This is a genomic window from Actinomadura physcomitrii, assembly GCF_008923205.2.
In the GTDB taxonomy this organism is placed as follows: Bacteria; Actinomycetota; Actinomycetes; order Streptosporangiales; family Streptosporangiaceae; genus Spirillospora; species Spirillospora physcomitrii.
In genome coordinates this window covers 221,163-242,900 of record NZ_WBMS02000007.1, presented here as the reverse complement: position 1 = coordinate 242,900, position 21,738 = coordinate 221,163, and the positions used below count along the sequence as shown (strand labels likewise).

General features: G+C 75.5%; 20 protein-coding genes. 11 read left to right on the top strand and 9 right to left on the bottom strand.

What is annotated here, in order from left to right:
- Positions 1-51 precede the first annotated feature (51 nt).
- Positions 52-1,374, top strand: a complete 1,323-nt coding sequence (locus F8568_RS11640) for an FUSC family protein (RefSeq protein WP_160573589.1) — start codon at positions 52-54, stop codon at positions 1,372-1,374.
- On the opposite strand, the gene F8568_RS11635 is transcribed toward F8568_RS11640, so the two are convergent.
- A complete protein-coding gene (locus tag F8568_RS11635; RefSeq protein WP_151593533.1) occupies positions 1,365-2,138 on the bottom strand; it encodes an MFS transporter in 774 nt (257 codons plus the stop codon). The genes F8568_RS11640 and F8568_RS11635 overlap by 10 nt on opposite strands.
- A 60-nt stretch (positions 2,139-2,198) precedes the next feature.
- Here F8568_RS11635 and F8568_RS11630 point away from each other — a divergent pair, with 60 nt between their 5' ends.
- From F8568_RS11630 to F8568_RS11620, 3 genes are read left to right on the top strand one after another with little or no spacing between them, the layout of a single operon-like run.
- Positions 2,199-2,816, top strand: a complete 618-nt coding sequence (locus tag F8568_RS11630) for a TetR/AcrR family transcriptional regulator (RefSeq protein ID WP_202124802.1) — start codon at positions 2,199-2,201, stop codon at positions 2,814-2,816.
- A 28-nt stretch (positions 2,817-2,844) separates the two neighbouring features.
- Entirely contained in the window at positions 2,845-3,423 is a 579-nt protein-coding gene (locus F8568_RS50295; RefSeq protein WP_151593532.1) for a TetR/AcrR family transcriptional regulator, read from the top strand.
- Between the two features lie 13 nt (positions 3,424-3,436).
- Complete coding sequence (locus F8568_RS11620; protein WP_151593531.1) at positions 3,437-4,228, top strand: MBL fold metallo-hydrolase; 792 nt, start codon at positions 3,437-3,439, stop codon at positions 4,226-4,228.
- Here the strand turns inward: F8568_RS11620 and recD2 are convergent.
- Positions 4,219-6,411, bottom strand: a complete 2,193-nt coding sequence (gene recD2 / locus F8568_RS11615) for an SF1B family DNA helicase RecD2 (RefSeq protein WP_328600829.1) — start codon at positions 6,409-6,411, stop codon at positions 4,219-4,221. The two genes, F8568_RS11620 and recD2, sit on opposite strands and share 10 nt — an antisense overlap.
- A 464-nt stretch (positions 6,412-6,875) precedes the next feature.
- A complete protein-coding gene (locus tag F8568_RS11610; protein WP_160573588.1) occupies positions 6,876-7,034 on the bottom strand; it encodes a hypothetical protein in 159 nt (52 codons plus the stop codon).
- Between the two features lie 113 nt (positions 7,035-7,147).
- Here F8568_RS11610 and F8568_RS11605 point away from each other — a divergent pair, with 113 nt between their 5' ends.
- Positions 7,148-7,429 (top strand): transferrin receptor-like dimerization domain-containing protein, encoded by a 282-nt coding sequence (locus tag F8568_RS11605; protein WP_268896231.1) that lies wholly within the window; start codon positions 7,148-7,150, stop codon positions 7,427-7,429.
- 25 nt (positions 7,430-7,454) lie between these two features.
- On the opposite strand, the gene mtnA is transcribed toward F8568_RS11605, so the two are convergent.
- Positions 7,455-8,489, bottom strand: a complete 1,035-nt coding sequence (gene mtnA, locus F8568_RS11600; protein ID WP_151593529.1) for an S-methyl-5-thioribose-1-phosphate isomerase — start codon at positions 8,487-8,489, stop codon at positions 7,455-7,457.
- 159 nt (positions 8,490-8,648) lie between these two features.
- On the opposite strand from mtnA, the gene F8568_RS11595 reads away from it, so the two are divergent.
- The 4 genes from F8568_RS11595 to F8568_RS11580 all read left to right on the top strand — a co-directional run bounded on the left by F8568_RS11595 (position 8,649) and on the right by F8568_RS11580 (position 16,595).
- On the top strand, positions 8,649-9,422 hold the full coding sequence (locus F8568_RS11595; RefSeq protein WP_202124801.1) for a hypothetical protein: 774 nt from the start codon (positions 8,649-8,651) through the stop codon (positions 9,420-9,422).
- On the top strand, positions 9,419-10,993 hold the full coding sequence (locus tag F8568_RS11590) for a DNA polymerase Y family protein (RefSeq protein ID WP_151593528.1): 1,575 nt from the start codon (positions 9,419-9,421) through the stop codon (positions 10,991-10,993). Before F8568_RS11595 ends, F8568_RS11590 begins: the two co-directional genes overlap by 4 nt.
- Before the next feature lie 202 nt (positions 10,994-11,195).
- Positions 11,196-14,381 carry an error-prone DNA polymerase gene (locus F8568_RS11585; protein WP_328600821.1) on the top strand — a complete coding sequence of 1,062 codons (3,186 nt, stop codon included), beginning with the start codon at positions 11,196-11,198 and terminating at the stop codon, positions 14,379-14,381.
- 123 nt (positions 14,382-14,504) lie between these two features.
- A complete protein-coding gene (locus F8568_RS11580) occupies positions 14,505-16,595 on the top strand; it encodes a protein kinase domain-containing protein (protein ID WP_151593526.1) in 2,091 nt (696 codons plus the stop codon).
- A gap of 25 nt (positions 16,596-16,620) precedes the next feature.
- On the opposite strand, the gene F8568_RS11575 is transcribed toward F8568_RS11580, so the two are convergent.
- Positions 16,621-17,565: a Ppx/GppA phosphatase family protein gene (locus F8568_RS11575; RefSeq protein ID WP_151593525.1), complete on the bottom strand. Its 945-nt coding sequence runs from the start codon at positions 17,563-17,565 to the stop codon at positions 16,621-16,623.
- Positions 17,566-17,651: 86 nt separating this feature from the next.
- Here F8568_RS11575 and F8568_RS11570 point away from each other — a divergent pair, with 86 nt between their 5' ends.
- Positions 17,652-18,080, top strand: coding sequence for a PH domain-containing protein (locus tag F8568_RS11570; protein WP_151593524.1), 429 nt, complete (start codon positions 17,652-17,654; stop codon positions 18,078-18,080).
- Between the two features lie 18 nt (positions 18,081-18,098).
- Here the strand turns inward: F8568_RS11570 and F8568_RS11565 are convergent, their stop codons facing one another.
- The 3 genes from F8568_RS11565 to F8568_RS11555 are packed head-to-tail and all read right to left on the bottom strand — an operon-like array spanning position 18,099 to position 19,524.
- Positions 18,099-19,001 carry a ribokinase gene (locus F8568_RS11565; protein WP_151593523.1) on the bottom strand — a complete coding sequence of 301 codons (903 nt, stop codon included), beginning with the start codon at positions 18,999-19,001 and terminating at the stop codon, positions 18,099-18,101.
- A 12-nt stretch (positions 19,002-19,013) separates the two neighbouring features.
- Positions 19,014-19,301, bottom strand: a complete 288-nt coding sequence (locus tag F8568_RS49505; RefSeq protein ID WP_151593522.1) for a substrate-binding domain-containing protein — start codon at positions 19,299-19,301, stop codon at positions 19,014-19,016.
- Between the two features lie 10 nt (positions 19,302-19,311).
- Positions 19,312-19,524 (bottom strand): hypothetical protein, encoded by a 213-nt coding sequence (locus F8568_RS11555; RefSeq protein ID WP_151593521.1) that lies wholly within the window; start codon positions 19,522-19,524, stop codon positions 19,312-19,314.
- A gap of 84 nt (positions 19,525-19,608) precedes the next feature.
- On the opposite strand from F8568_RS11555, the gene F8568_RS11550 reads away from it, so the two are divergent.
- Positions 19,609-20,670 carry a DUF2293 domain-containing protein gene (locus tag F8568_RS11550; RefSeq protein ID WP_328600820.1) on the top strand — a complete coding sequence of 354 codons (1,062 nt, stop codon included), beginning with the start codon at positions 19,609-19,611 and terminating at the stop codon, positions 20,668-20,670.
- A 13-nt stretch (positions 20,671-20,683) separates the two neighbouring features.
- Here the strand turns inward: F8568_RS11550 and F8568_RS11545 are convergent, their stop codons facing one another.
- Positions 20,684-21,514 carry an aldo/keto reductase gene (locus F8568_RS11545; RefSeq protein WP_151593520.1) on the bottom strand — a complete coding sequence of 277 codons (831 nt, stop codon included), beginning with the start codon at positions 21,512-21,514 and terminating at the stop codon, positions 20,684-20,686.
- Positions 21,515-21,738: the final 224 nt, after the last annotated feature.

Here is a 21,738-nt window from a genome sequence, read left to right as displayed (position 1 = left end):
TGAAAGGGCATGCCGACCGACGTACCGCTGATCCCTACCCACCGTGCACCGATGCCTCAAGCGTTCTTCCGCCGTCCGGGCCTCCTCGACCGCGAGGGCCGCGCCATCCGCTCGCCGATCCAGGTGGCGACGGAGGCCCCCTCGGCGGTGTACCGGGTCGCCCGGCTGACGCTGACCGCCGTCGCCGCGTACCTGATCGCGCTGACCCTGCTGCCGCCCGGCCCGAAACCGCTGCTGGCGCCGCTGACCGCGCTGCTGGTCGTCCAGCACTCGGTCTACGAGACGGTCAAGCACAGCCTGCTGCGGGTCGGCGCGGTCACCTCCGGGGTGATGATCGCGGTCCTGTTCTCCAACGGGGTGGGGTTCTCCTGGTGGAGCCTCGGCCTGTCGATCCTCGCCGCCCTGATCATCGGGCACGTGCTGCGGCTCGGCGACCAGATGCTGGAGGTGCCGATCAGCGCGATGCTGATCTTCGCGCTGGGCGCGTCCAGCGGCGCCGGCGCCGCCGACCGGATCCTGGAGACGCTGGTCGGCGCCGCCACCGGGCTGGTCGCCACGTTCCTGGTGCCCTCGGTGCGGGTGCGGCCCGCCGAGGAGGCCGTCCAGGACGTCGCCGAGCAGCTCCGCGAGCTGATCCAGAAGATCGCCGACGGGCTGCAGGGCGACCCCGTCGAGGGCGAGGCGGCCCGCTGGCAGGAGGACGCCGAGCGGTTCGCCCGCGAGATCGGCCGCACCGACCAGGATCTGCGGGACGCCGAGGAGAGCGTCCGGCTCAACCCCCGCACGCAGGCGCGGCGGCTGGTCGACGCGGGCGTCGCGCTGCGCAACGCCGTCGAGACGATGGAGCACTTCACGCTGTCGCTGCGCGGGCTGACCCGGTCGCTGGCCGACGACGAGCGGCTCGGCCCGCGCGGCCGGCTGCTGACCGACCCGACGCTGCGCCGCCAGCTCGGCGACGCGCTGGCGGGAATCGCCGCGAGCGTCGCCGCCTACGGCCGGCTGGCCCGCTCCGACCTCGCCACCGACGCCCGCCCGTACCTGGCGGAGAACGAGCTGGAGGTGCGGGTCGACATCGCCCGCGAGCGGCGCGCCCGGCTCACCCGCAGCCTGCACGAGCGGGCCGCGGCCGGCGACCTGTGGCCGCTGTACGGCGAGGTGTCCATGGACATCGACCGGCTGATCGAGAACCTGCGCGTCGAGCACCGGGCCCGCGCCCGCGAGCACTGGCGGCGGCACCGCGGCGCGACCCGGCACCTGCCGGAGCGGCCGGTCCGGGTCGTCCAGCAGGCGGGTCACCAGCTGCGCCGCGCCGCCGCGTCCGCCGCCGCGGCGGCCGAGCGGACCGCCCGCGACTCCGACGACTTCTACCGCTGACCGCGTGGCGGCGCCGGGACCGGGACGCGGCGGACGGCGAGACCGGCGGCCCCGGCGCACGCGGCGGCGAGCGCGAGCAGCACGCCGGGCGCGCCCCAGCCGAGGTGCGGCCCCTCGATCAGCGCCCACATCAGCCCGCCGAGCGCCGCGGTCAGGCAGCCGGTCGCCACCGGGTCGAACGGGCGGGGCCGCGGGTCCTTCGACTCGGGCACCGCCCGGAAGGCGGCGGCGAGCGCGGCCAGCCCGATCGGGACGTTCAGCAGGAAGATCGCGCGCCAGCCGAACAGCCCGGTGAGCGCTCCCCCGGCCAGCGGCCCGGTGGCGATGGCGGCGCCGGACGCGGCGGCGAAGACCCCGATCGCGCGGTTGCGGGCGCGTCCGGCCGGGTAGGCGGCGGCGAGCAGGGGCGAGGCCGTCCCGTAGAGCACGGCGGCGCCGCAGCCCTGCACGGCCCGCAGCGCGTCCAGGACCGCCGCGGACGGGGCGAGCGCGCAGGCCAGGGACGCGGAGGTGAACGCGCCGAGGCCGGACAGGAACATCCGGCGGCGGCCGAGCCGGTCGGCGAGGGCGCCCGCCGGCACCAGCAGGACGGCGAGCGCGAGGGCGTAGGCGTCCACGGCCCACTGCACCTCGGCGAGGTCCGCGCCGAGCCGGTGGCGCATGTCGAGCAGCGCCATGTTGACCCCGACGAGGTCGAGGACGAGCAGGTAGCCGGCCGCCGAGGCGACGGCCGTGGTCCACGCCGGACGGTGCGCGCCGCGCATGGCACCTCCTTAATATACACCGTAGATATACGGCGTATATTAAGGGCTAGACTGCGCCCCGTGAAGACCCCGGATCGGCGCGGGCGCGGCACCCGCGGTCTCACCAGGGACGAAGTGCTCGACGCCACCGTCGACCTCGCCGAAGAGCGCGGCCTCGGCGCGGTGAGCATGCGCGCCGTCGCCGAACGGCTCGCCGTCACCCCGATGGCCCTGTACCGCTACGTCGGCGACAAGCAGGGGTTGCTGGACGGCCTGGTCGAGCGGCTGCTGCGCGACATGCCCGACGACGACCCCGGCCTGCCATGGCAGGACCGGCTGCGCGCGTTCGGGTCCGGCATCCGCGCCGTCGCGCGCCGGCATCCCGACCTGTTCATGCTGCTGCTGACCCGGCCGACCGTCACCGAGGAGTCGCGCCGGCCGCGCAACGCGATCCAGGCGATGCTGCGCGACGCGGGGGTGCCGGAGGAGGTCGTCCGGCCGCTGCAGCGGCTGCTCGACACGGTCGGCATGGGGCTGGCCGCGTCCGAGGCGAGCGACCGCTTCAGCGGCGACCCGGAGGGCGTCGAGGAGGTGTACGACCTCGCGGAGGAGATCTTCATCGCCGCCATCGAGCGGTACGCCGCCCGCGGCCGGCACGCCGCCGCGTCCCCGAAACAGGGCGACCGGTCCATTGAATAGCTAGACCAGTCGGTCTAGAGTGTTCGGCATGGCACCACGGGGCGAGACGAGAGAGCGGGTCCTGCGGACCGCGGCGGAGCTTTTCCAGCGGCAGGGCTACCACGGCACCGGACTGAACCAGGTGCTGGCCGAGAGCCGGGCACCGAAGGGATCGCTGTACTTCCACTTCCCGGAGGGCAAGGAGCAGCTGGCGTCGGAGTCGGTGGCGCTCAGCGGCCACGAGGTCGGCGACGCCCTCGCGCAGGCGGTCATCGCCGCCGGGGATGCGCGCTCCGGCCTGGCCGCGATGGGCGAGTACTTCGCCCGCGGCCTCCGCGAATCGGACTTCGCGAAGGGGTGCCCGGTCGCGACCGTCGCCCTGGAGTCCGCCGCGGAGAGCGAGCCGATCCGCGCGGCGTGCGACACCGTCTACGGGGAGTGGCGGGCGGGCATCGCGGCGGCGCTGCGCGGCTGGGGCGTCCCGGACGACCGCGCAGAGCCGCTGGCCGCGACGGTCCTGTCGTCCCTGCAGGGCGCCATCATGCTCGCCCGCGTGCAGAAGGACACCGCCGTCATCGGCACGGTCACCGCCCACCTCGCCGACCTGGTCGAATCCACCACTCGTTGATCACGGGGCCCATATGCGCGTTCATCATGTCGACTGCGCCCGGATGCTGGAGATCGAGCCCGCCGACGGGCCGGACAGCCCGCTGGAACCCGCCCATGCCGTCAGCCACGTCCTGATCGTGGAGACGGACTCCTCCGGGCTCGTCCTGGTCGACGCGGGCATCGGCGCCGGCGACATCGCGGACCCGTCCGGGCGGCTGCTGGACGACTGGGTGGAGATGACCCGCCCGGCGCTCGACCCCGCCACGACCGCCGCGGCGCGGATCGAGGCGCTCGGCCTGTCCCCCTCGGACGTCCGGCACATCGTGGTGACGCACCTGCACCGCGACCACGCGGGCGGGCTCAGCGACTTCCCGGACGCGGCGGTGCACCTGTTCGAGGCGGAGCGGGCGGACGGCGGCAAGACCCCGGCGCAGCTCGCGCACGGCCCGAAGTGGGTGACCTACGACGGCGGGCCCGGCGAGCACTGGAACGGGTTCGACGGCGTGCGGCCCCTCGACGGTGTCGCCGAGGACATCCTGCTGGTCCCGCTGCACGGGCACACGCCCGGGCACGCCGGGGTCGCGGTGCGGGACGGGGACCGCTGGCTGCTGCACGCGGGCGACGCGTACATGTACCACGGCGAGGTCGACCGGCCCGAGCCCGTCGGGCATCCGCTGATGGACCTCGTCCAGGCGGGCGGCGAGGTCGACCGGGAGCAGCGGCTCGCGGGCGTCGCGCGGCTGCGCGAGCTGGTCCTCGATCCGGGCAGCGGCGTCGAGGTGTTCTCCGCGCACGACCCCTGGGAGTTCGCCCGCTACGCGTGATTGATGCGGTGGGCGAGGGCCGTGTGGCGGCGGCCCGCGCCCGCCGTGCGGACGGCCGCGGCGAGCGCCCGCCGCGAACCCACGAGGACGACCAGCTTCTTCGCGCGGGTGATGCCGGTGTAGAGCAGGTTGCGGCGCAGCATCATCCACGCGCCGGTCGTCAGCGGGATCACGACGGCCGGGTACTCGCTGCCCTGCGACCGGTGGATCGTGATGGCGTAGGCGTGGGCGAGCTCGTCCAGCTCGTCGAAGGCGTAGTCGATGCTCTCGTCCTCGTCGGTGAGGACGGTCAGCGACTGCTCCTCCAGGGACACGGCGGTGACGACGCCGACCGTCCCGTTGAAGACGCCCGCCTCGCCCTTGTCGTAGTTGTTGCGCAGCTGGGTGACCTTGTCGCCGACGCGGAACACGCGCCCGCCGTAGCGGCGTTCGGGGCGGTCGTCGCGGTGCGGGGTCAGGGCCTCCTGGAGCTGGGCGTTCAGGGCTCCCGCGCCGGCGACGCCGCGGTGCATCGGCGCGAGCACCTGGACGTCGCGGCGCGGGTCCAGGCCGAACTTGCGCGGGATCCGGTTGGCGACGACGTCGACGGTCAGCTCGGCGGCCTCCTCCTGCTCGTCGCAGGCGAACAGGAAGAAGTCGGGGTAGCCGCGGGTGTGCGGGTGCTCGCCGGTGTTGACGCGGTGCGCGTTCACCACGATGCCGGACTGCTGCGCCTGCCGGAAGATCTTCGTCAGCCGGACGCGCGGGATCGCCTCGGCGCCGAGCAGGTCGGCGAGCACCTCGCCGGCGCCGACGGACGGGAGCTGGTCGACGTCGCCGACCAGCAGCAGGTGCGCGCCGCGCGGGACGGCCTTGACCAGCTTGTTCATCAGGATCAGGTCGACCATGGAGCTCTCGTCGACCACGACGAGGTCGGCGTCCAGCGGGCTGTCCTGGTCGTACTTGGCGTCGCCGCCGGGCTGCAGCTGCAGCAGCCGGTGGACGGTCGCGGCCTCGTGCCCGGTCAGCTCGGCGAGCCGCTTGGCGGCGCGCCCGGTCGGCGCGACCAGCACGATCTTCGCCCTCTTCGCGGCGGCCAGCTCCACGACGGACCGGACGGTGAAGCTCTTGCCGCAGCCGGGCCCGCCGGTGAGGACGGCGACCTTGGACGTCAGCGCGAGCTTGACGGCCTGCTCCTGCTCGGCCGCGAGGGCCTGGCCGGTGCGCTTCTTCAGCCACGGCAGCGCCTTGTCCCAGTCGACGTCCGCGAACGCGGCGAGCCGGTCCTCCTTCGCGTCGAGCAGCTCGCGCAGGCCGCGCGCGACCGACCGCTCGGCCCGGTGGAACGGGACGAGGTAGACGGCCGGGATCGTCGCGGCGTCCTCGCCCTCCCCCGGGATCGGCTCGCGGACGACGCCCTCGTCGCGGGCCAGCTCGTCCAGCGCCGGGACGATCAGGTCCCGTTCCACGCCGAGGATCTTCTCCGCCGCCGTGACGAGGTTCGGCTCGGGCAGGAAGCAGTGCCCGTCGTCGGCGGCCTCCGACAGCGTGTACTGCAGGCCCGCCTTGATGCGCTCGGGGCTGTCGTGCGGGATGCCGACGGCCTGCGCGATCGTGTCGGCCGTCTTGAAGCCGATGCCCCACACGTCCGCCGCGAGCCGGTAGGGCTCCTTCTGGACGGTCTCCACCGACCGGTCGCCGTACTGCTTGTAGATGCGGACGGCCAGCGACGTCGAGACGCCGACGCCCTGCAGGAAGACCATCACCTCCTTGATGGCCTTCTGCTCCTCCCACGCCTCGCCGATCCGCCTGGTGCGCTTCGGGCCGAGCCCGGGGACCTCGACGAGCCGCTCCGGTTCCTCCTCGATGACGCGCAGGATGTCGGTGCCGAAGTGGCCGACCATCCGGTCCGCCATCACCGGCCCGATGCCCTTGATCATGCCGGAGCCGAGGTAGCGGCGGATGCCCTGGATCGTCGCCGGCAGGACGGTGGTGTAGGAGTCGACCTCGAACTGCTTGCCGTACTTCGGGTGCGACCGCCACCGGCCGGTCAGCTTCAGGCTCTCCCCCACCTGCGCGCCGAGCAGCGCGCCGACCACGGTGAGCAGGTCGGCGCCGGTCCGCTCCGTCGCGACGCGCGCGACGGTGTAGCCGGTGTCCTCGTTGGCGTAGGTGACGCGCTCCAGCACGGCCTCCAGGACCACCGGGCGCGGCGGCGACGGCTGCGCCGGGTTCGCGGGCCGGCCCGGGGGCGGGTGCGCGGGTGGATTCGCGGGCGGGTTCGCGGGTGGAGGCGTCACAAACATCATGATGTCGGATCCGTGTGGCGGCGCCGCCCCGAGTACGCCGAGCAGCAGGGCGAGCGGCTCCGCGACGCCGTCGCGTACGTGAACGTGGACGGCGCGGGCGGCTCCCAGTTCGGCGCCGAGGCGACGCCCGCGCTGGACCAGTCCGTCATCGACGCGGCCAAGGAGGTCGCCTGGCCCGGCACGAGCGGGACGGCCTACGACGCATGGAAGGCGCAGAACGGCGGGAAGACGCCGATCGGCCGCATCGGCGGCGGTTCGGACTTCCAGGCGTTCTTCCAGCGCTACGGCGTGCCCGCGATGAACCTCGGCTCGTCGTCGCCGGGCTCGTCCGGGAACTACCACTGCTCGTGCGACGACTTCTACTGGATGTCGCACTTCGGCGACCCGACGTGGGAGTACCACGCGGCGATGTCGCGGCTCGTCGGCATCGCGACGCTCCGGCTGGCGGACGCGGACGTGGTCGCGATGCGGTACGCGCCGTACGCCGCGGAGACCGCCCAGTACCTGACCGCGTTCACCGAGCAGCAGCGCAAGCAACTCGGCAAGGTGGTCGTGGACGTGTCCCGCGACATCGACCAGGCCAAGGCGTGGCAGAAGGCCGCCGACGCGTTGCAGGCGCGCGCAGCAGGCCCTGGGCAAGGGCGACACGGCGGCGTTCCGGCGGCTGAACGCCCAGCTCATGCAGGACGAGCGCGATCTGCTGTCGCGGGCGGGCCTTCCGGGCCGTCCCTGGTACCGGCACCAGATCTACGCCCCGGGCATGGACACCGGCTACGCCACGCAGCGGCTCCCTGGCCTCAACGACGCCCTGTTCCTGCAGAACGATCCGGCGACCGCGAAGGCCTACGAGGCGCGCCTGTACTCCTCCTTGCGCGCCGCCACCCGCACCCTCGCCCCTGGGAGCGACGGCTGAGATCCGGCTTCGGGCCGCGCGGGTGTCAGGGCCGCGCGGCCCGGCCGCCGGGCGTCTCGCCGTTGGCGACCTCCAGGACGCCGGTCTCGGTGACCAGCGCCGTCACCAGGCGGGCGGGGGTGACGTCGAACGCCGGGTTGAACGCGCCGGCGCCGTCCGGGGCCGTCCGGACGCCGCCCCATCCGAGCACCTCGCCGGTGTCGCGTTCCTCGATCGGGATGCCGTCGCCGGAGGCGAGCGCCAGGTCCACGGTGCTCCACGGCGCGGCGACCACGAAGGGGACGCCCGCCGCCGCGCACGCCAGCGCCACGCCCACCGAGCCGACCTTGTTGGCGGTGTCGCCGTTGGCGGCGATCCGGTCGGCGCCGATGACGGCGACGTCCACCAGCCCGCGCAGGATCGCGCCCGGCGCGGCGCCGTCCGCCTGCACCAGGCACGGGATCCCGGCCCGGACCAGCTCCCAGGCCGTGAGGCGGGAGCCCTGCAGCAGCGGGCGGGTCTCGTCGGCGTAGACCTTCTCGACCCGGCCCCGGTCGTGCAGCTCGCGGACGACGCCGAGGGCGGTGCCCCAGCCGGCGGTCGCGAGCGCGCCCGCGTTGCAGTGGGTGAGGATCCGCAGCGGGCGGTCCGGGGTGCGGCCGGTGATCCAGTCGGCGCCGAACGCCCCGATGGCTCGGTTGCCCCGGACGTCCTCGTCCAGCACCGCTTGCGCCTCGGCGAGCACGGCGTACAGGCCTTTCGGGACCAGCGGGACGCACCGGTCGACGCCCGCCGCCAGGTTGACCGCGGTGGGGCGCGCCTCCCGGACACGGGCGATCGCCGCGTCGCGCGCCGCGGCGTCCCAGCCCTCGCGCTCGGCCTGGAGCATCGCGACGGCGACGCCGAACGCGCCGGTCACGCCGAGCGCGGGCGCGCCGCGCACCACGAGCCTGCGGATCGCGTCCACGAGCGCCTCGACGTCCCGGACGACGACGTGCTCGACGCGCCCGGGCAGCACGGTCTGGTCAAGCAGCCGCAGCCCGTCCCCGGCCCATCGCACCGTCCGCACGTCGTCTCTCATATCGCCCATTCTGCCCGCCGGGCGCCCTGAGGCCGCACCCGGCAAGGCTTTTCGCCGCCCCGGGCCGCCCCGGACATCCATACCGTGACCTGCGGCAACTTGACACAGGTCGAACTTGTGTTCGAAATTAGGCGGAGGGGTGCGAGAGGAGGGACGACCGTGCCGGAGGCGGCGCTGCGGGACCTGGCACGATCGCTGGAGCACGCGTCCGCGCCGCCCGCCCGCGCGGTCCCCGTGCTGCCCGCGCTGCGCCCGGTGATCCCCGGCGGACTGCGGCCCGGCTCGGCCGCCCGGCTGGGCGGGCCCGGCGCCGCCTCGCTGGCCCTCGCGCTCGTCGCGGGCGTCTCGCGGCACGGCGGCGAGGACGGCGCGGGCGGCTGGTGCGGGATCGTCGGCGTCCCGTCGTTCGGCGTCGTCGCCGCCGCCGGGATGGGCGCCGAGCCCGAGCGGCTGCTGCTCGTCGACGACCCCGGCGACCGCTGGCCGGACGTCGTCGCCGCGCTGGCCGAGGCGGTCGAGCTGGTGCTGCTGTGCCCGCCGGAGCGGCCCGGCGCCGCCGCCGTCCGCCGGCTGTCCGCCCTCGCCCGCAAGCACGGCAGCGTCCTCGCCCTGACCGGCCCGTTCGCCCGCGACTGGCCGGGCGTCCGGCTGGACCTGCGGATCGACGGCGCCGCGTGGGAGGGCGTCGGCGACGGCCACGGGCGGCTGCGCGGCCGACGGGTCCGGGTGGTCGCCGAGGGACGCGACGCCCCGGGCCGGGGCCGCCGCGCGGACCTGTGGCTGCCCGCCGCCGACGGCACCGTCCGGCCCGCCGTCCCGGTGCGGCCGCCGCTGGAGATCGTCCCGCCGCCCGCGGTGAAGGACGGCGCGCCCGTGCACACCCGCCGCGACGGCGAAGCGGCCGTCGTGCGCATCCGGGAGGGGATCGCGTGACGCGGGTGCTGGCGGTGTGGTGCCCGGACTGGCCCGTGACGGCCGTCGGCGTGGACGCCGGGACGGCCGGGGCCGTGGTGGCGCAGGGGCGGATCGCGGCGTGCTCGGCGGCGGCGCGGGCCGAGGGCGTCCGGCGCGGGCAGCGGCTGCGGGACGCGCAGCGGCGCTGCCCCGACCTGGTGGTGCGCGAGCGCGACACCGACGCGGAGGGGCGGCTGTTCGAGGCGGTCGTCGAGGCGGTCGCGGGGCTGACGCCGCGGGTCGAGGTGGTCCGTCCCGGGCTGTGCGCGATCGCGGCGCACGGGCCGGCGCGGTTCTACGGCGGTGAGGAGGCGCTGCGCGTCCTGGTGCAGGACACGGTCGTCGAGGCCGGGTACGACTGCGGGTCCGGCATCGCGGACGGCCTGTTCGCCGCCGAGCTGGCCGCGCGCGCCGGGCAGGGCGGCGTGGTGGTGCCTGAGGGCGGCGCGGCGGCGTTCCTCGCGCCGTACCCGCTGTCGGTGCTGGACCGCCCGGAGCTCGCCGACCTGCTGGCGCGCCTCGGGATCAGGACGCTGGGCGCGTTCGCGGAGCTGCCGTCCGGGCACGTCGCGGGGCGGTTCGGCACGGACGGGGCGCTGGCGCACCGGCTGGCGCGGGGCGAGGAGCCGCGCCCGATCGCACCGGTCCGCGCGGCGGCGGACCTGTCGGTGCGCGCGGCGTTCGACCCGCCCGCCGGGCACGCCGAGCAGGTGGTGTTCGCGGCGAAGCGGCTGGCCGACGAGCTGCACGCGGGACTCGCGGCGGCCGGGCTGGCGTGCGTGCGGCTGGAGGTCGAGGCCGGGTTCGCCGACGGGCACGTCGTTCGGCGGCTGTGGCGGCACGACGGGCGGCTGTCGGCGCTCGCGGTCGCCGAGCGGGTGCGCTGGCAGCTGTCGGCGTGGCGGGACGGGCGCCCGGCGGCGGGCACCGACCCGGAGGGCATCGAGGCGCCCGCCGGAGAGGAGGCCGCGCAGGAGGCGGCCGTGTGGGGCGGCGTGACATGGCTGGCGCTGGCGCCCGACCAGCTCGTCCCGGACGGCGGGCGGCAGGAGGCGCTGTGGGGCCGCACGGCCGTCACCGACCGCGTCGCGCGCGCCGCCGACCGCATCCAGGGGCTGCTCGGGCACGGCGCGATCACCCGTCCGGTGCTCGCGGGCGGGCGCGGGCCGGGCGAGCAGGTCGTCCGGGTCCCCGTCGGCGACCTGCCGCCCGGGAACCTGCCGGACGGCCCGTGGCCGGGACGGCTGGCCGCGCCCGCGCCCGCCGTGGTGCCGGTCGCGGCGCCGGAGGCGGAGCTCGTCGACGCGGACGGGGCGCCGGTGGTCGTGTCGGCGCGCTGCGCGGTGTCGGCGCCGCCGGCCGCGCTGGTGGTCGGCGGCCGTCCGGCGGCGGTGACCGGATGGACGGGGCCGTGGCCGGCCGACGAGCGGTGGTGGGACCCGGCGCAAGCCCGCCGCCGCGCCCGCTTCCAGGTCGTCACCGACGACGGCGCCGCCCACCTCCTGACCGTCGAGCACGGCCACTGGCACGTGGAGGCCACCTATGACTAGCTCCGTTGAGTTGTGGGGGGGGGGGGGGGGGGGGGGGGGGGGGGGGCCGCGCCGGCCCCCCCCCCCCCCCCCCCCCCCCCCCCCCCCCCCCACAACTCAACGTGGTCGGGGGTGGGCTGTGGGGTGGTTTAATCCGGCGATCTCCTGGGGGGAGTTCGAGGAGAGGCTGTCTTGGCGGTCTGGTGGGCGCGCGGCGGAGGAGGTGCCGGACGAGGCCGAGGCGCCGCGGCGCGCGGAGGTCGGCGTGCCGTGGGCGGAGCTGCACGTCCACTCGTCGTTCAGCTTCCTCGACGGCGCCAGCTCCCCGGACGCGCTGGTCGCGGAGGCCGCGCGGCTGGGCGTCGAGACGATGGCGGTCACCGACCACGACGGGATGTACGGCGCGGTCCAGTTCGCGCAGGCGGCGCGCGAGTCGGGCATCGGGACGGTGTTCGGCGCGGAGCTGAGCCTCGGACTGCCGGGACCGCAGACCGGGGAGCCCGACCCGGCGGGCCGGCACCTGCTCGTCCTGGCCAGAGGACCGGAGGGGTACGGGCGGCTCTGCTCGGCGATCACCGGGGCGCAGCTCGCGGGCGGGCGCAAGGGCCGTCCGGTGTACGACCTGGACGCGCTCGCCGGCGCGCACGGCGGGCAGTGGGCGGTGCTGACCGGGTGCCGCAAGGGCCCGGTCCCGGCGGCGCTGGAGTCCGGCGGCCCGGACGCGGCGGAGCGGGAACTGCGGCGGATGATCGAGATGTTCGGCCGCGAGAACGTGTTCGTCGAGCTGGTCGACCACGACCAGCCGGACGACGACGAGCGCAACGACGCCCTGTTCGCGCTGGCCGCCCGGGTCGGGGCGGGCGTCGTCGCGTCCAACAACGTGCACTTCGCCGCGCCCGGCGGCGACGCGCGCCTCGCGCAGGCGATGGCGGCGGTGCGGGCGCGCCGCAGCATGGACGACATGGTCGGCTGGCTGCCCGCGAGCGGCACCGCGCACCTGCGCAGCGGCGCGGAGATGGCGGCGCGGCTGGCGCGCTTCCCCGGCGTGCTGGAGCGCACGGTGGAGCTGGGACGCGAATGCCGGTTCGGGTTCGGCGTCGTCGCGCCCCGGCTGCCCGACTGGCCCGTCCCGGACGGCCACAACGAGGCGAGTTGGCTGCGGCACCTGGTGAAGGAGGGCGCGCTCAAGCGGTATGGGCCGCCGGACCGCGAGCGGGTGTCGGGCGCGTACGCGCAGATCGCGAAAGAGCTCGACGTCATCGAGCAGCTGAACTTCCCCGGCTACTTCCTGATCGTCCACGACATCGTGGAGTTCTGCCGGAGCAAGGGAATCCTGTGCCAGGGGCGCGGGTCGGCGGCGAACTCCGCGGTCTGCTACGCGCTCGGCATCACCGGCGTCGACGCCGTCCGGCACGGGCTGCTGTTCGAGCGGTTCCTGTCCCCCGGCCGCGACGGCCCGCCCGACATCGACCTCGACATCGAGCACAAGCGCCGCGAGGAGGCCATCCAGTACGTCTACCGCAAGTACGGGCGGGAGTGCACCGCGCAGGTCGCGAACGTCATCAGCTACCGGCCGCGCATGGCCGTCCGGGACGCGGCGCGCGCGCTCGGGTTCTCCCCCGGCCAGCAGGACGCGTGGTCCAAGAGCATCGACCCGCGCGACCCGGTCGGGTCGGAGACCGGCATCCCGGCGCCCGTCATGGAGCTGGCGGGCCGGATGCTGACGCTGCCGCGCCACCTCGGCATCCACTCCGGCGGCATGGTCATCGCGGACCGCCCCGTCGGCGAGGTCTGCCCGATCGAGTGGGCGACGATGCCGGGCCGCAGCGTCCTGCAGTGGGACAAGGACGACTGCGCGGCGGCCGGCCTGGTGAAGTTCGACCTGCTCGGCCTCGGCATGCTCGCGGCGCTGCACGACTGCTTCGACCTCGTCGCCGAGCACCACGGGCAGCGGCACGACCTCCAGTCGATCCCGCCGGAGGACCCCGAGGTCTACGACATGCTGTGCGACGCCGACACCGTCGGGGTGTTCCAGGTCGAGTCCCGCGCGCAGATGGCGACGCTGCCCAGGCTGCGGCCCCGCGAGTTCTACGACCTGGTGGTGGAGGTCGCGCTGATCCGGCCGGGCCCGATCCAGGGCGGGTCCGTCCACCCGTACCTGCGGCGCCGCAAGGGCCTCGAACCGGCGACGTGCCCGCATCCGCTGATGGAGCCCGCGCTGCGCCGGACGCTCGGCGTCCCGCTGTTCCAGGAGCAGATGATGCAGCTCGCCGTGGACTGCGCCGGCTTCACCCCGAACGAGGCCGACCAGCTGCGGCAAGCGATGGGCGCCAAGCGCGCGCCCGAACGCGTCGAACGGCTCCGCGCGCGGCTGCTCGCCGGGATGGCCGAGCGCGGCATCCCCGCCGGCACCGCCGAGAGCGTCTACGAGAAGATCCTCGGCTTCACCGGGTTCGGGTTCCCCGAGTCGCACGCGCAGAGCTTCGCGCACCTGGTGTACGCGAGCGCCTGGCTGAAGCGGCACTTCCCCGCCGCGTTCACCGCGGCGCTCGTCCGCAACCAGCCGATGGGGTTCTACAGCTCGCAGTCGCTGCTGGCGGACGCACGGCGGCACGGCGTCGTCGTCCGCGGCGTCGACATCAACGCCAGCGGCGTCCACCCCACGCTGGAAGAGCCCATCGAGGTGGCGTCGGACCATCCGCACGCGCCCGCCGCGCCGCAGCCCGCGATCCGCGCCGGCCTCGCCGGCATCCGCAACCTCGGCGAGGACACCGCCGAGCTGATCGCCGCCGGACGCCCCTACACCAGCATGGAGGACCTGGCCCGGCGCGTCCCGCTTCCGGCGGCGGCGCTGGAGGCGCTCGCGACCGCCGGGGCGTTCGGCTGCCTCGGCATGACGCGGCGCGAGGCGCTGTGGGCGGCGGGCGCGCTCGCCGGCACCGGCCCCGGGCGGCTCGAAGGCGTCACGCCCGGCGCGGCGGCCCCCGCGCTGCCGCCGATGACGCCGATCGAGGAGACCCTCGCCGACCTGTGGGCCACCGGCGTCTCGCACACCCATCCCGTCGCGCACGTCCGGGACGCCCTCGACGAGCTCGGCGCCCTGTCCTCGCGGCGCCTCGCCGCGACGCCGTCCGGCACCAACGTCCTCGTCGCGGGCCTGGTCACCCACCGGCAGCGCCCGCCGACCGCCGGCGGCATCGTGTTCATGACGCTGGAGGACGAGACCGGCATCATCAACGTCGTCTGCCCGCCGCAGGTGTTCCAGCGGCACCGCGGCCTCGCCGTCGACTCGCAGGCGCTGCTGGTCGGCGGGCGCCTCGAACGCGCCGACGGCGTCACCAACGTGCGCGCCGCCCGGCTGCGCCGCCTCCCCGTCCCCGGCAAGGTCCGCGCCCGCAACTTCCACTGACGCGAGTCCGAACCCGAGCCCTGCCCGGCGCGTCCGATGTGTGTCATCGTTGTACGGAGAGGGTCGCGTGCCGCCGTCGGGGGCGGCCGCCAAGGCGCGGCTCCTGCGAAAGGCTGATCGCCGATGGAGAGCCCACTGTCGCGTCCGCGGGCCGCCGCGCCGGCACCCCGCGAGCTCGGGCCGGACGATCCGACGCGGGTCGGCCGGTACCGCATCGAGGCGCGGATCGGCGAGGGCGGGATGGGCGCGGTGTACCTCGGCCGCGACCCCGGCGGCCGGGCCGTCGCGGTGAAGGTCGTCCGCCCGGACCTCGCGGGCAACAAGGTGTTCCTCGCCCGCTTCCACGACGAGGCCGCGAACGCCGAGCGGGTCGCGTCGTTCTGCACCGCGCAGGTCCTGGAGCACGGCGAGGACCTCGGCCTGGCCTACATGGTCACCGAGTACATCGAGGGCCCTTCGCTGCTCGACCACGTCACCGGCACCGGGCCGCTGTCGCCCGGCATGCTGCACGGCGTCGCGGTGGGCGTCGCCGCCGCGCTCGTCGCGATCCACAGCGCGGGCCTCGTGCACCGCGACCTCAAGCCCAGCAACGTGCTGCTGTCCATCTCCGGCCCCCGCGTGATCGACTTCGGCATCGCGCGGGCGCTGGACGCGGCGTCCTCGCACACCCGGACGGGGCAGGTCGTCGGCACCCCCGGCTGGTTCGCTCCCGAGCAGATCACCGCGAACCGGATCACCACGGCGGTGGACGTGTTCGCGTGGGGCTGCCTGGTCGCCTTCGCCGCGTCGGGGCGCAACCCGTTCGGGCAGGGCTCCTTCGAGTTGCTGGCGGCGCGCGCCGTGCACGCCGAACCGGAGCTCGGCGAGCTGCCGGAGCCGCTGTCGCGGCTGGTGCGGTCCGCGCTGCGCAAGGACCCCGAGCAGCGGCCGAGCGCCCGCGACCTGCTGCTCGCCCTGGTCGGCGGGGCCGGAGACGCCGACGTGTCGCACACCCTCGGCGCGTCGTGGACGACGCCGCCGGTGCCGCGCCCGGACGTGACGTCCCGCGACGCGGGCGGCGCGGCGCCGATGCCGCACCCGCCGGCCGGCGGCGCGGTTCCGGTGCCCGGGTCACCCGGCGGCGGCGTGGGCGCGGGGCCGGTGCCGCATCCGGCGACCGCGCCCGCGAACGAGCTCGCCCAGACCGCGCCGTCCCCCGAGAGCGAGCGCCTGCAGCAGCTCCCGCACGCCCCGACGACGCCGTCCCACGGGACGGCCCCGCCTCCCCTCCGGCGCGTCCGGCGCGCGCCGCTGATCGGGGCGGCTGCGCTCGCGGTCGTCCTCGTCGCGGCCGCCGGCGCCTACTTCCTCACCCGCCCCGACGACGACCACCGCGGGTCCAACACGGGCGCCGTCGCCACCGGGTTCCCGGCCGAGCCGATGCTGGTGCGGATCGACACCGCCTCCGGCTGGCCGGAGGACTGCCACGCCGACATCGGCACCTACACGCCCGGCGCCGCCGCGCCCACCACGCTCGTCGGCGGGCCCGCCTGCGACGTGCTCCCGGAGCGGTCGCCGGACGGCAAGTACATCGCGTTCACCCGCACGGTCGACGGAGCCACGTCCGCGCAGGTCATGAACGCCGACGGCAGCGGCGTGCACAAGGTCGCCGACATCGCGGGCGGCCGGGTGACCTGGTCGCCCGACGGCACCCGCCTGGCCTACATGGGCGGCTCCGGCGGCACCCGCCAGATCTACACCGTCGCCCTCGCCACCGGTGCGGTCACCCGGCTGACCGACGACGGCTCGGCGAAGGACGACCCGATGTGGTCGTCCACCGGGCGGATCGCCTTCTGGAGCAAGAAGGACGGCGCCGAGCAGATCTACACCCTCGACCCCGACCACCCGTCCCGGGCCTGGACGCGGCTGACGAAGGACGGCGTCCGCTCCGTCGACCCCGAATGGTCGCCGGACGGCACGAAGATCGCCTATACCCGCGGGCCGTCCGCGACCAGCGAGATCTGGGTGATGAACGCCGACGGATCCAACGCGCGCGCCCTCACCACCGGCGGCCTGCACGACATGGACCCGGGCTGGTCCCGCAACGGCCGCTGGCTCTGCTACGTCCGCGGCCCGGTCGCCGCGCCGGTGATCCACGCCGTCCGCGCCGACGGCACCGGCGACCGCGTCCTCACCCCCGCCGGCCACGTCCTCGGCCATCCGAGCTGGTCGTGAGCCCGCGCGGCGGAAACCGGCCCGCCTAGCGGCCCGTCCCGAGGGGCGACGCGTGGTCGATGCGCCGCAGGATGACGCCCTCGCGCAGCGCCCAGGGGCAGATCTCCAGCTCCTTCAGCTCGAACAGGTCCATCGCCGCGTCCGCCACGATCGCGCCGGCGAGCAGCTGCGGCGCCCGCGACTCCGACACCCCCGGCAGCTCCGCGCGCTCGGCGGACGTCAGCTGCGCGAGCTTGTCGGCCCAGTCGGTGAGGTCGGAGTCCTGCAGGACGCGCCGCTGGTACGGTCCATCGGCCGAGGGCGCCGCACCCGCGATCCGGGCGAGCTGCCGGAACGTCTTGGACGTCGCCACCGCGTGGTCGGCGGGCCCGTACCGGGACACCTCCCCGACGTGCCGGGCGATCTCCGCGCGGACGTGCCGGCGCAGCGCGCGGACCTCGTCGGAGGGCGGCGGGTCGGCGGTGAGCCAGTCGCGGGTGAGGCGGCCCGCGCCGAGCGGCAGCGAGAACGCCGCGTCCGGCTCCTCGTCGATGCCGGACGCGATCTCCAGGGAGCCGCCGCCGATGTCGACCACCAGCAGCCGCCCGGACGACCAGCCGAACCAGCGGCGGACGGCGAGGAACGTCAGCCGCGCCTCGTCCTCGCCGGACAGCACGTCGATGCCGATCCGCTTCTCCGTGCGGATCCGGTCGAGGATCTCCTCGCCGTTGGCGGCGTCGCGGATCGCGGAGGTGGCGAACGCGACCAGGTCCTCGACGCCCTTGTCCTCGGCGATCTGCAGGGCCTCGTCGACGAACTCGCGGAGCAGCCGCTCGCCCCGCTCCGACAGCCGGTCGCCGTCCTCCAGGTGCGCGGCGAGCCGCAGTTCCGCCTTGTGGGAGAACGCGGGCAGCGGGCGGGCCCCCAGATGGGCGTCCACCACCAGGAGGTGCACCGTGTTCGAGCCCACGTCCAGCACGCCGAGTCGCATGTCCTCGACGGTATCGGACACCCGCGCGGCGGGAACGCCAGACCGGCCTTCACCGGACGGAACACGCTTACCACTACGGTGGGCGCATGGACGGGCGGGAGGCGCGGCGCTGGCGGGTGCCGCCCAAGGTCGTCGCGGCCAAGTGCGCGGCGGCCGCCGCGGTCGCGGCGCTGGCCGCGCTCAGCGGCGGCGACGACGAGCGGCTGCTGCTGGCGGGCGTCGCGGCGCTGGGCCTCGCGGCGGTCGCGCTGCGGGACCTGCTCGCGCCCGTGCGGGTGGCCGCCGACCGGGACGGCGTGACGGTCGTCACCGGCTACGCGGGGCACCGCCGCGTCCCCTGGGAGGCGGTGACGGCGATCCGGGTGGACGAGCGGCGCCGGCTGCTGCTGCACACCCGGATGCTGGAGATCGAGACCGCCGACGACCTGCACCTGTTCAGCGCGTTCGACCTCGGCGCCGACGTCCACGACGTGGCCGACGACCTCTACCGCCTGCGCGCCCGCACCACCCGCTGACCCCCCGCGGCCGGACGGTCAGCGTGGCAGCTCGTCGGGGGCGGGGTAGCTGGTCTGGGCACCGGGCCTGCGGACGGCGGCGGCGCCGACGCGGGCGGCGTAGCGGGCCGCGTCCGGCAGGGAGTCGCCGCGGGCGAGGCGCAGGCAGAGGGCTGCGGTGAACGCGTCGCCCGCTCCGGTGGTGTCGACCGCCTCCACCTTCGGCGATGGGACGGCGGCCGTGCCGTCGGCGTCGGCGACGACGGCGCCGCCGGGGCCGAGGGTGATGACGGCCGAGCGGGGGCCGGAGCGCAGCAGCGCCCTGGCCATGTCGTCAGGGGACGCGGCGCCGGCGTCGCCGAGCAGCCACGCGGCCTCGTGCTCGTTGACCACGAGCGGGTCGCAGAGCGCGAGGACCTCGTCCGGGACGGGTGCGGTCGGCGACAGGTTCAGCACGACCCGGGCGCCCGCGGAGGCCGCCGCGCGGGCGGCGGCCTCGATCGCGGGCATCGGCACCTCGAGCTGGAACGTCACCACGGACGCGGCGGCGATCATGTCGCCGGCCGCGGCGACGTCGCCGGGGGTCAGCCGGGCGTTGGCGCCGGGCGAGACGATGATGCTGTTGTCGCCGTCCGGCCCTACCGTGATCAGCGCGACGCCGCTCGGGCCGGGCGTGACCGCCAGGTGCGCGAGGTCGACGCCGGCGCCGGCGAGCGCGTCGCGCAGCAGCGCGCCGTGCCCGTCGTCGCCGATCCGGCCGACGATCCCGACCCGCCCGCCGAGCCGGGCGGCGGCGACCGCCTGGTTGGCGCCCTTGCCGCCCGGGTGGGTGGCGAGGTCGGAGCCGAGGACGGTCTCCCCCGGCGCGGGCCTCCGGTCGACGCCGACCACCAGGTCCGCGTTGACCGAGCCGACCACGACGACGTCGTACTGATCCGGCACGGGACTCCCCTTCTAGTGTGTGGCGAACTGGGCGGCGTTCTCCGGCGTGGCGATCTTCACCGGCACCGGGGCGTTGGCGACCAGCGCGCCGCCCCTGGCCGCCTTGAGCGCGCTGTCCACGGCCATCTTGCCGAGCAGCCGGGGCTGCTGCGCGACGGTCGCGTTCAGCGTGCCGTCCTGGACGGCTTTGATGCCGTCCGGGGTGCCGTCGAAGGCGACGACCTTGATCTGCTTGCCGGCCTTGCCGCCGAGCGCCTTGCAACCGGTGACCCCCGGGGGATTTCCCCTAGCACGGCCCAGGGCAGGGTCCCTAGTCGGCGCGCAGCTCGGCCAGGTCCAGCACGTCCGCGAGCTCCTCCACGGTGGCGTAGTAGCCGACGATCTCGCCGTTCCGCGTCACGAGGTACGCGCCGGCTCCGCGCACGCCCGCGAGCGCCGCCCACACCCCGTGCGCCCCCGACAGCCGCACCGCCGTCACGCGCAGACCGCCCGGGCCCGTCCAGCTCGTCCGATCGTCCCCCATGCACAGAACGCTACGCTGCGTGACTTTTCGTGATCGACGCAGGTCGGGGGGTATCGTCCGAGGGGTCCTATAGCGTGGTGCGCCGTGAGCGAGGTGCATGAGTCCCGGCTGGCGCGCCGGGTGTCGGACGCCGCCGGAGAGCTGCTGAAGCGGTCCCGGACCGTGGCGCCCGTGGAGGTGTTCGTCCGGCTCGGCTGGCTCCGGACCGCGACCGTCGACGAGTGGCGGCAGGGGCGGCACGACCACCTGCACGCCGCGATGGCCGTCCGCCCCGACCGGATCGCCGCCGCGCTGCGCGCCCTGCGCGCCTGGGCCGAGGCGAACGGCCTGGAGCCCGCCGAGACCCCCTACCCGGCCGCCACCCGCGACCACCGCGAGCTGCGCTTCACCGCGAGCGGGAGCGCCGCCGCCGAACGCGACCACCGCACGCACTGGCTGTCGCCCGAGCTGACCCCCGCGCAGCGCGAGCGCCTCGCCGCCCGGCAGGCCAAGGCGCCCGACCTCACCGTCCTGATGCCGGCGGGCGACTGGACGTGCGGCGGCTGCCACTCCCCCGGCGGCCTCCAGGTCATCGAGGACGGCGCGCCGCTCTGCCTGGACTGCGCCGACCTCGGGCACCTGGTGTTCCTGCCGTCCGGGAACGCCGCGCTGAGCCGCCGCGCGAAGAAGGAGAGCGGGCTGTCGGCCGTCGTCGTCCGGCACAACCGGCGCCGCAAGCGCTACGAGCGGCGCGGCGTGCTGGTCGAGGAGGCGGCGCTGGAGCGCGCCGAGGAGCAGTGCCTCGCCGACGAGGACGCGCGCGCCCGCCGCCGCGACCGCGACCGGGAGCGCCGCGCCGCCGAGGACGCCGGCTTCCAGGAGCGGATGGCCGTCGAGATCGTCCGGCTGTTCCCCGGCTGCCCGCCCGGCCGCGCCGAGGAGATCGCCCGGCACGCCGGGCTGCGCGGCAGCGGGCGGGTCGGCCGCACGGCGGCGGGCCGCGACCTGGACGAGAACGCCGTCACGCTCGCCGTCATCGCCTCGATCCGGCACCTCGACACCGGCTACGACGCGCTGCTGATGTCCGGGGTGCCGCGCCGCGCGGCCCGCGACCGCATCCGCGCCGACGTCGACGCGGCGCTCGCCGCCTGGCGCCGCCGCCCCTGACGCGCCCCGGAGGTCAGGCCATCTCGAAGGTGGCCGGGTCGGGGCCGACCCGGGCGCCCTTGTCCAGCTCGGCGATCGTCTTCATGTCGTCCGGGCCGAGGTCGAAGCCGAACACGTCGATGTTCTCGGCGATCCGCCTCGGCGTCACCGACTTCGGGATGACCACGTTGCCGATCTGCAGGTGCCAGCGCAGCACCACCTGCGCCGGGGTCCGGTCGTGCGCCTGCGCGATGCGGGCGAGCGCCGGGTCGTCCAGCAGGCCCTGGCCCTGCCCGAGCGGCGCCCAGGCCTCGGTGTGGATGCCGTGCTCCCGGTGGAACGCGCGGAGGCCGTCCTGCTGGAAGTAGGGGTGCAGCTCGATCTGGTTGACCGCGGGCACCGTGCCGGACTCGTCCATCACTCGGCGCAGCGCGTCGACGGTGAAGTTGGAGACGCCGATCGAGCGGATCCGGCCGTCCTCCTGGAGCTTCTGGAACGCCCGCCAGGTGTCCATGTAGGTGTCGTGGCCGGGCATCGGCCAGTGGATCAGGTACAGGTCGAGGTAGTCCAGGCCGAGGCGGCGCATGCTGGCGTCGAACGCCCGGAGCGTCCGGTCGTAGCCCTGGTCGCTGTTCCACAGCTTGGTGGTGACGAACAGCTCCTCGCGCGGCAGCCCGGACGCGCGCAGCGCGCGGCCGGTGCCCTCCTCGTTGCCGTAGGCGCTGGCGGTGTCGACGCTGCGGTAGCCGTCGCGCAGCGCGACCTCCACGGCGTGCTCGGCCTCCTCGTCGGACACCTGGAACACCCCGAAGCCGAGCTGCGGCATCATGGCCCCGTCGTTGAGCCTGACGTCGGGTACGGTCATGGTCCTCCCCCTTCGGATGGCGCCTGCCTGGAATCCGCCGGTCCGGAAATCCGCCGTGCCAGGAGAGCCGTGCCCAGCAGATCGGGCACCGAACCTGTGAGCAGCCTCGCACGCCGCCCTGCCGCGGCTCGGGCGGCCGGACGCGTGCGGCGAGCCGGCGGAGGGCGTCCCCGGTGATCGCGAGCCGATGAGTTCCCGGGCGCTCGCCGGTCATATCTCTCGAG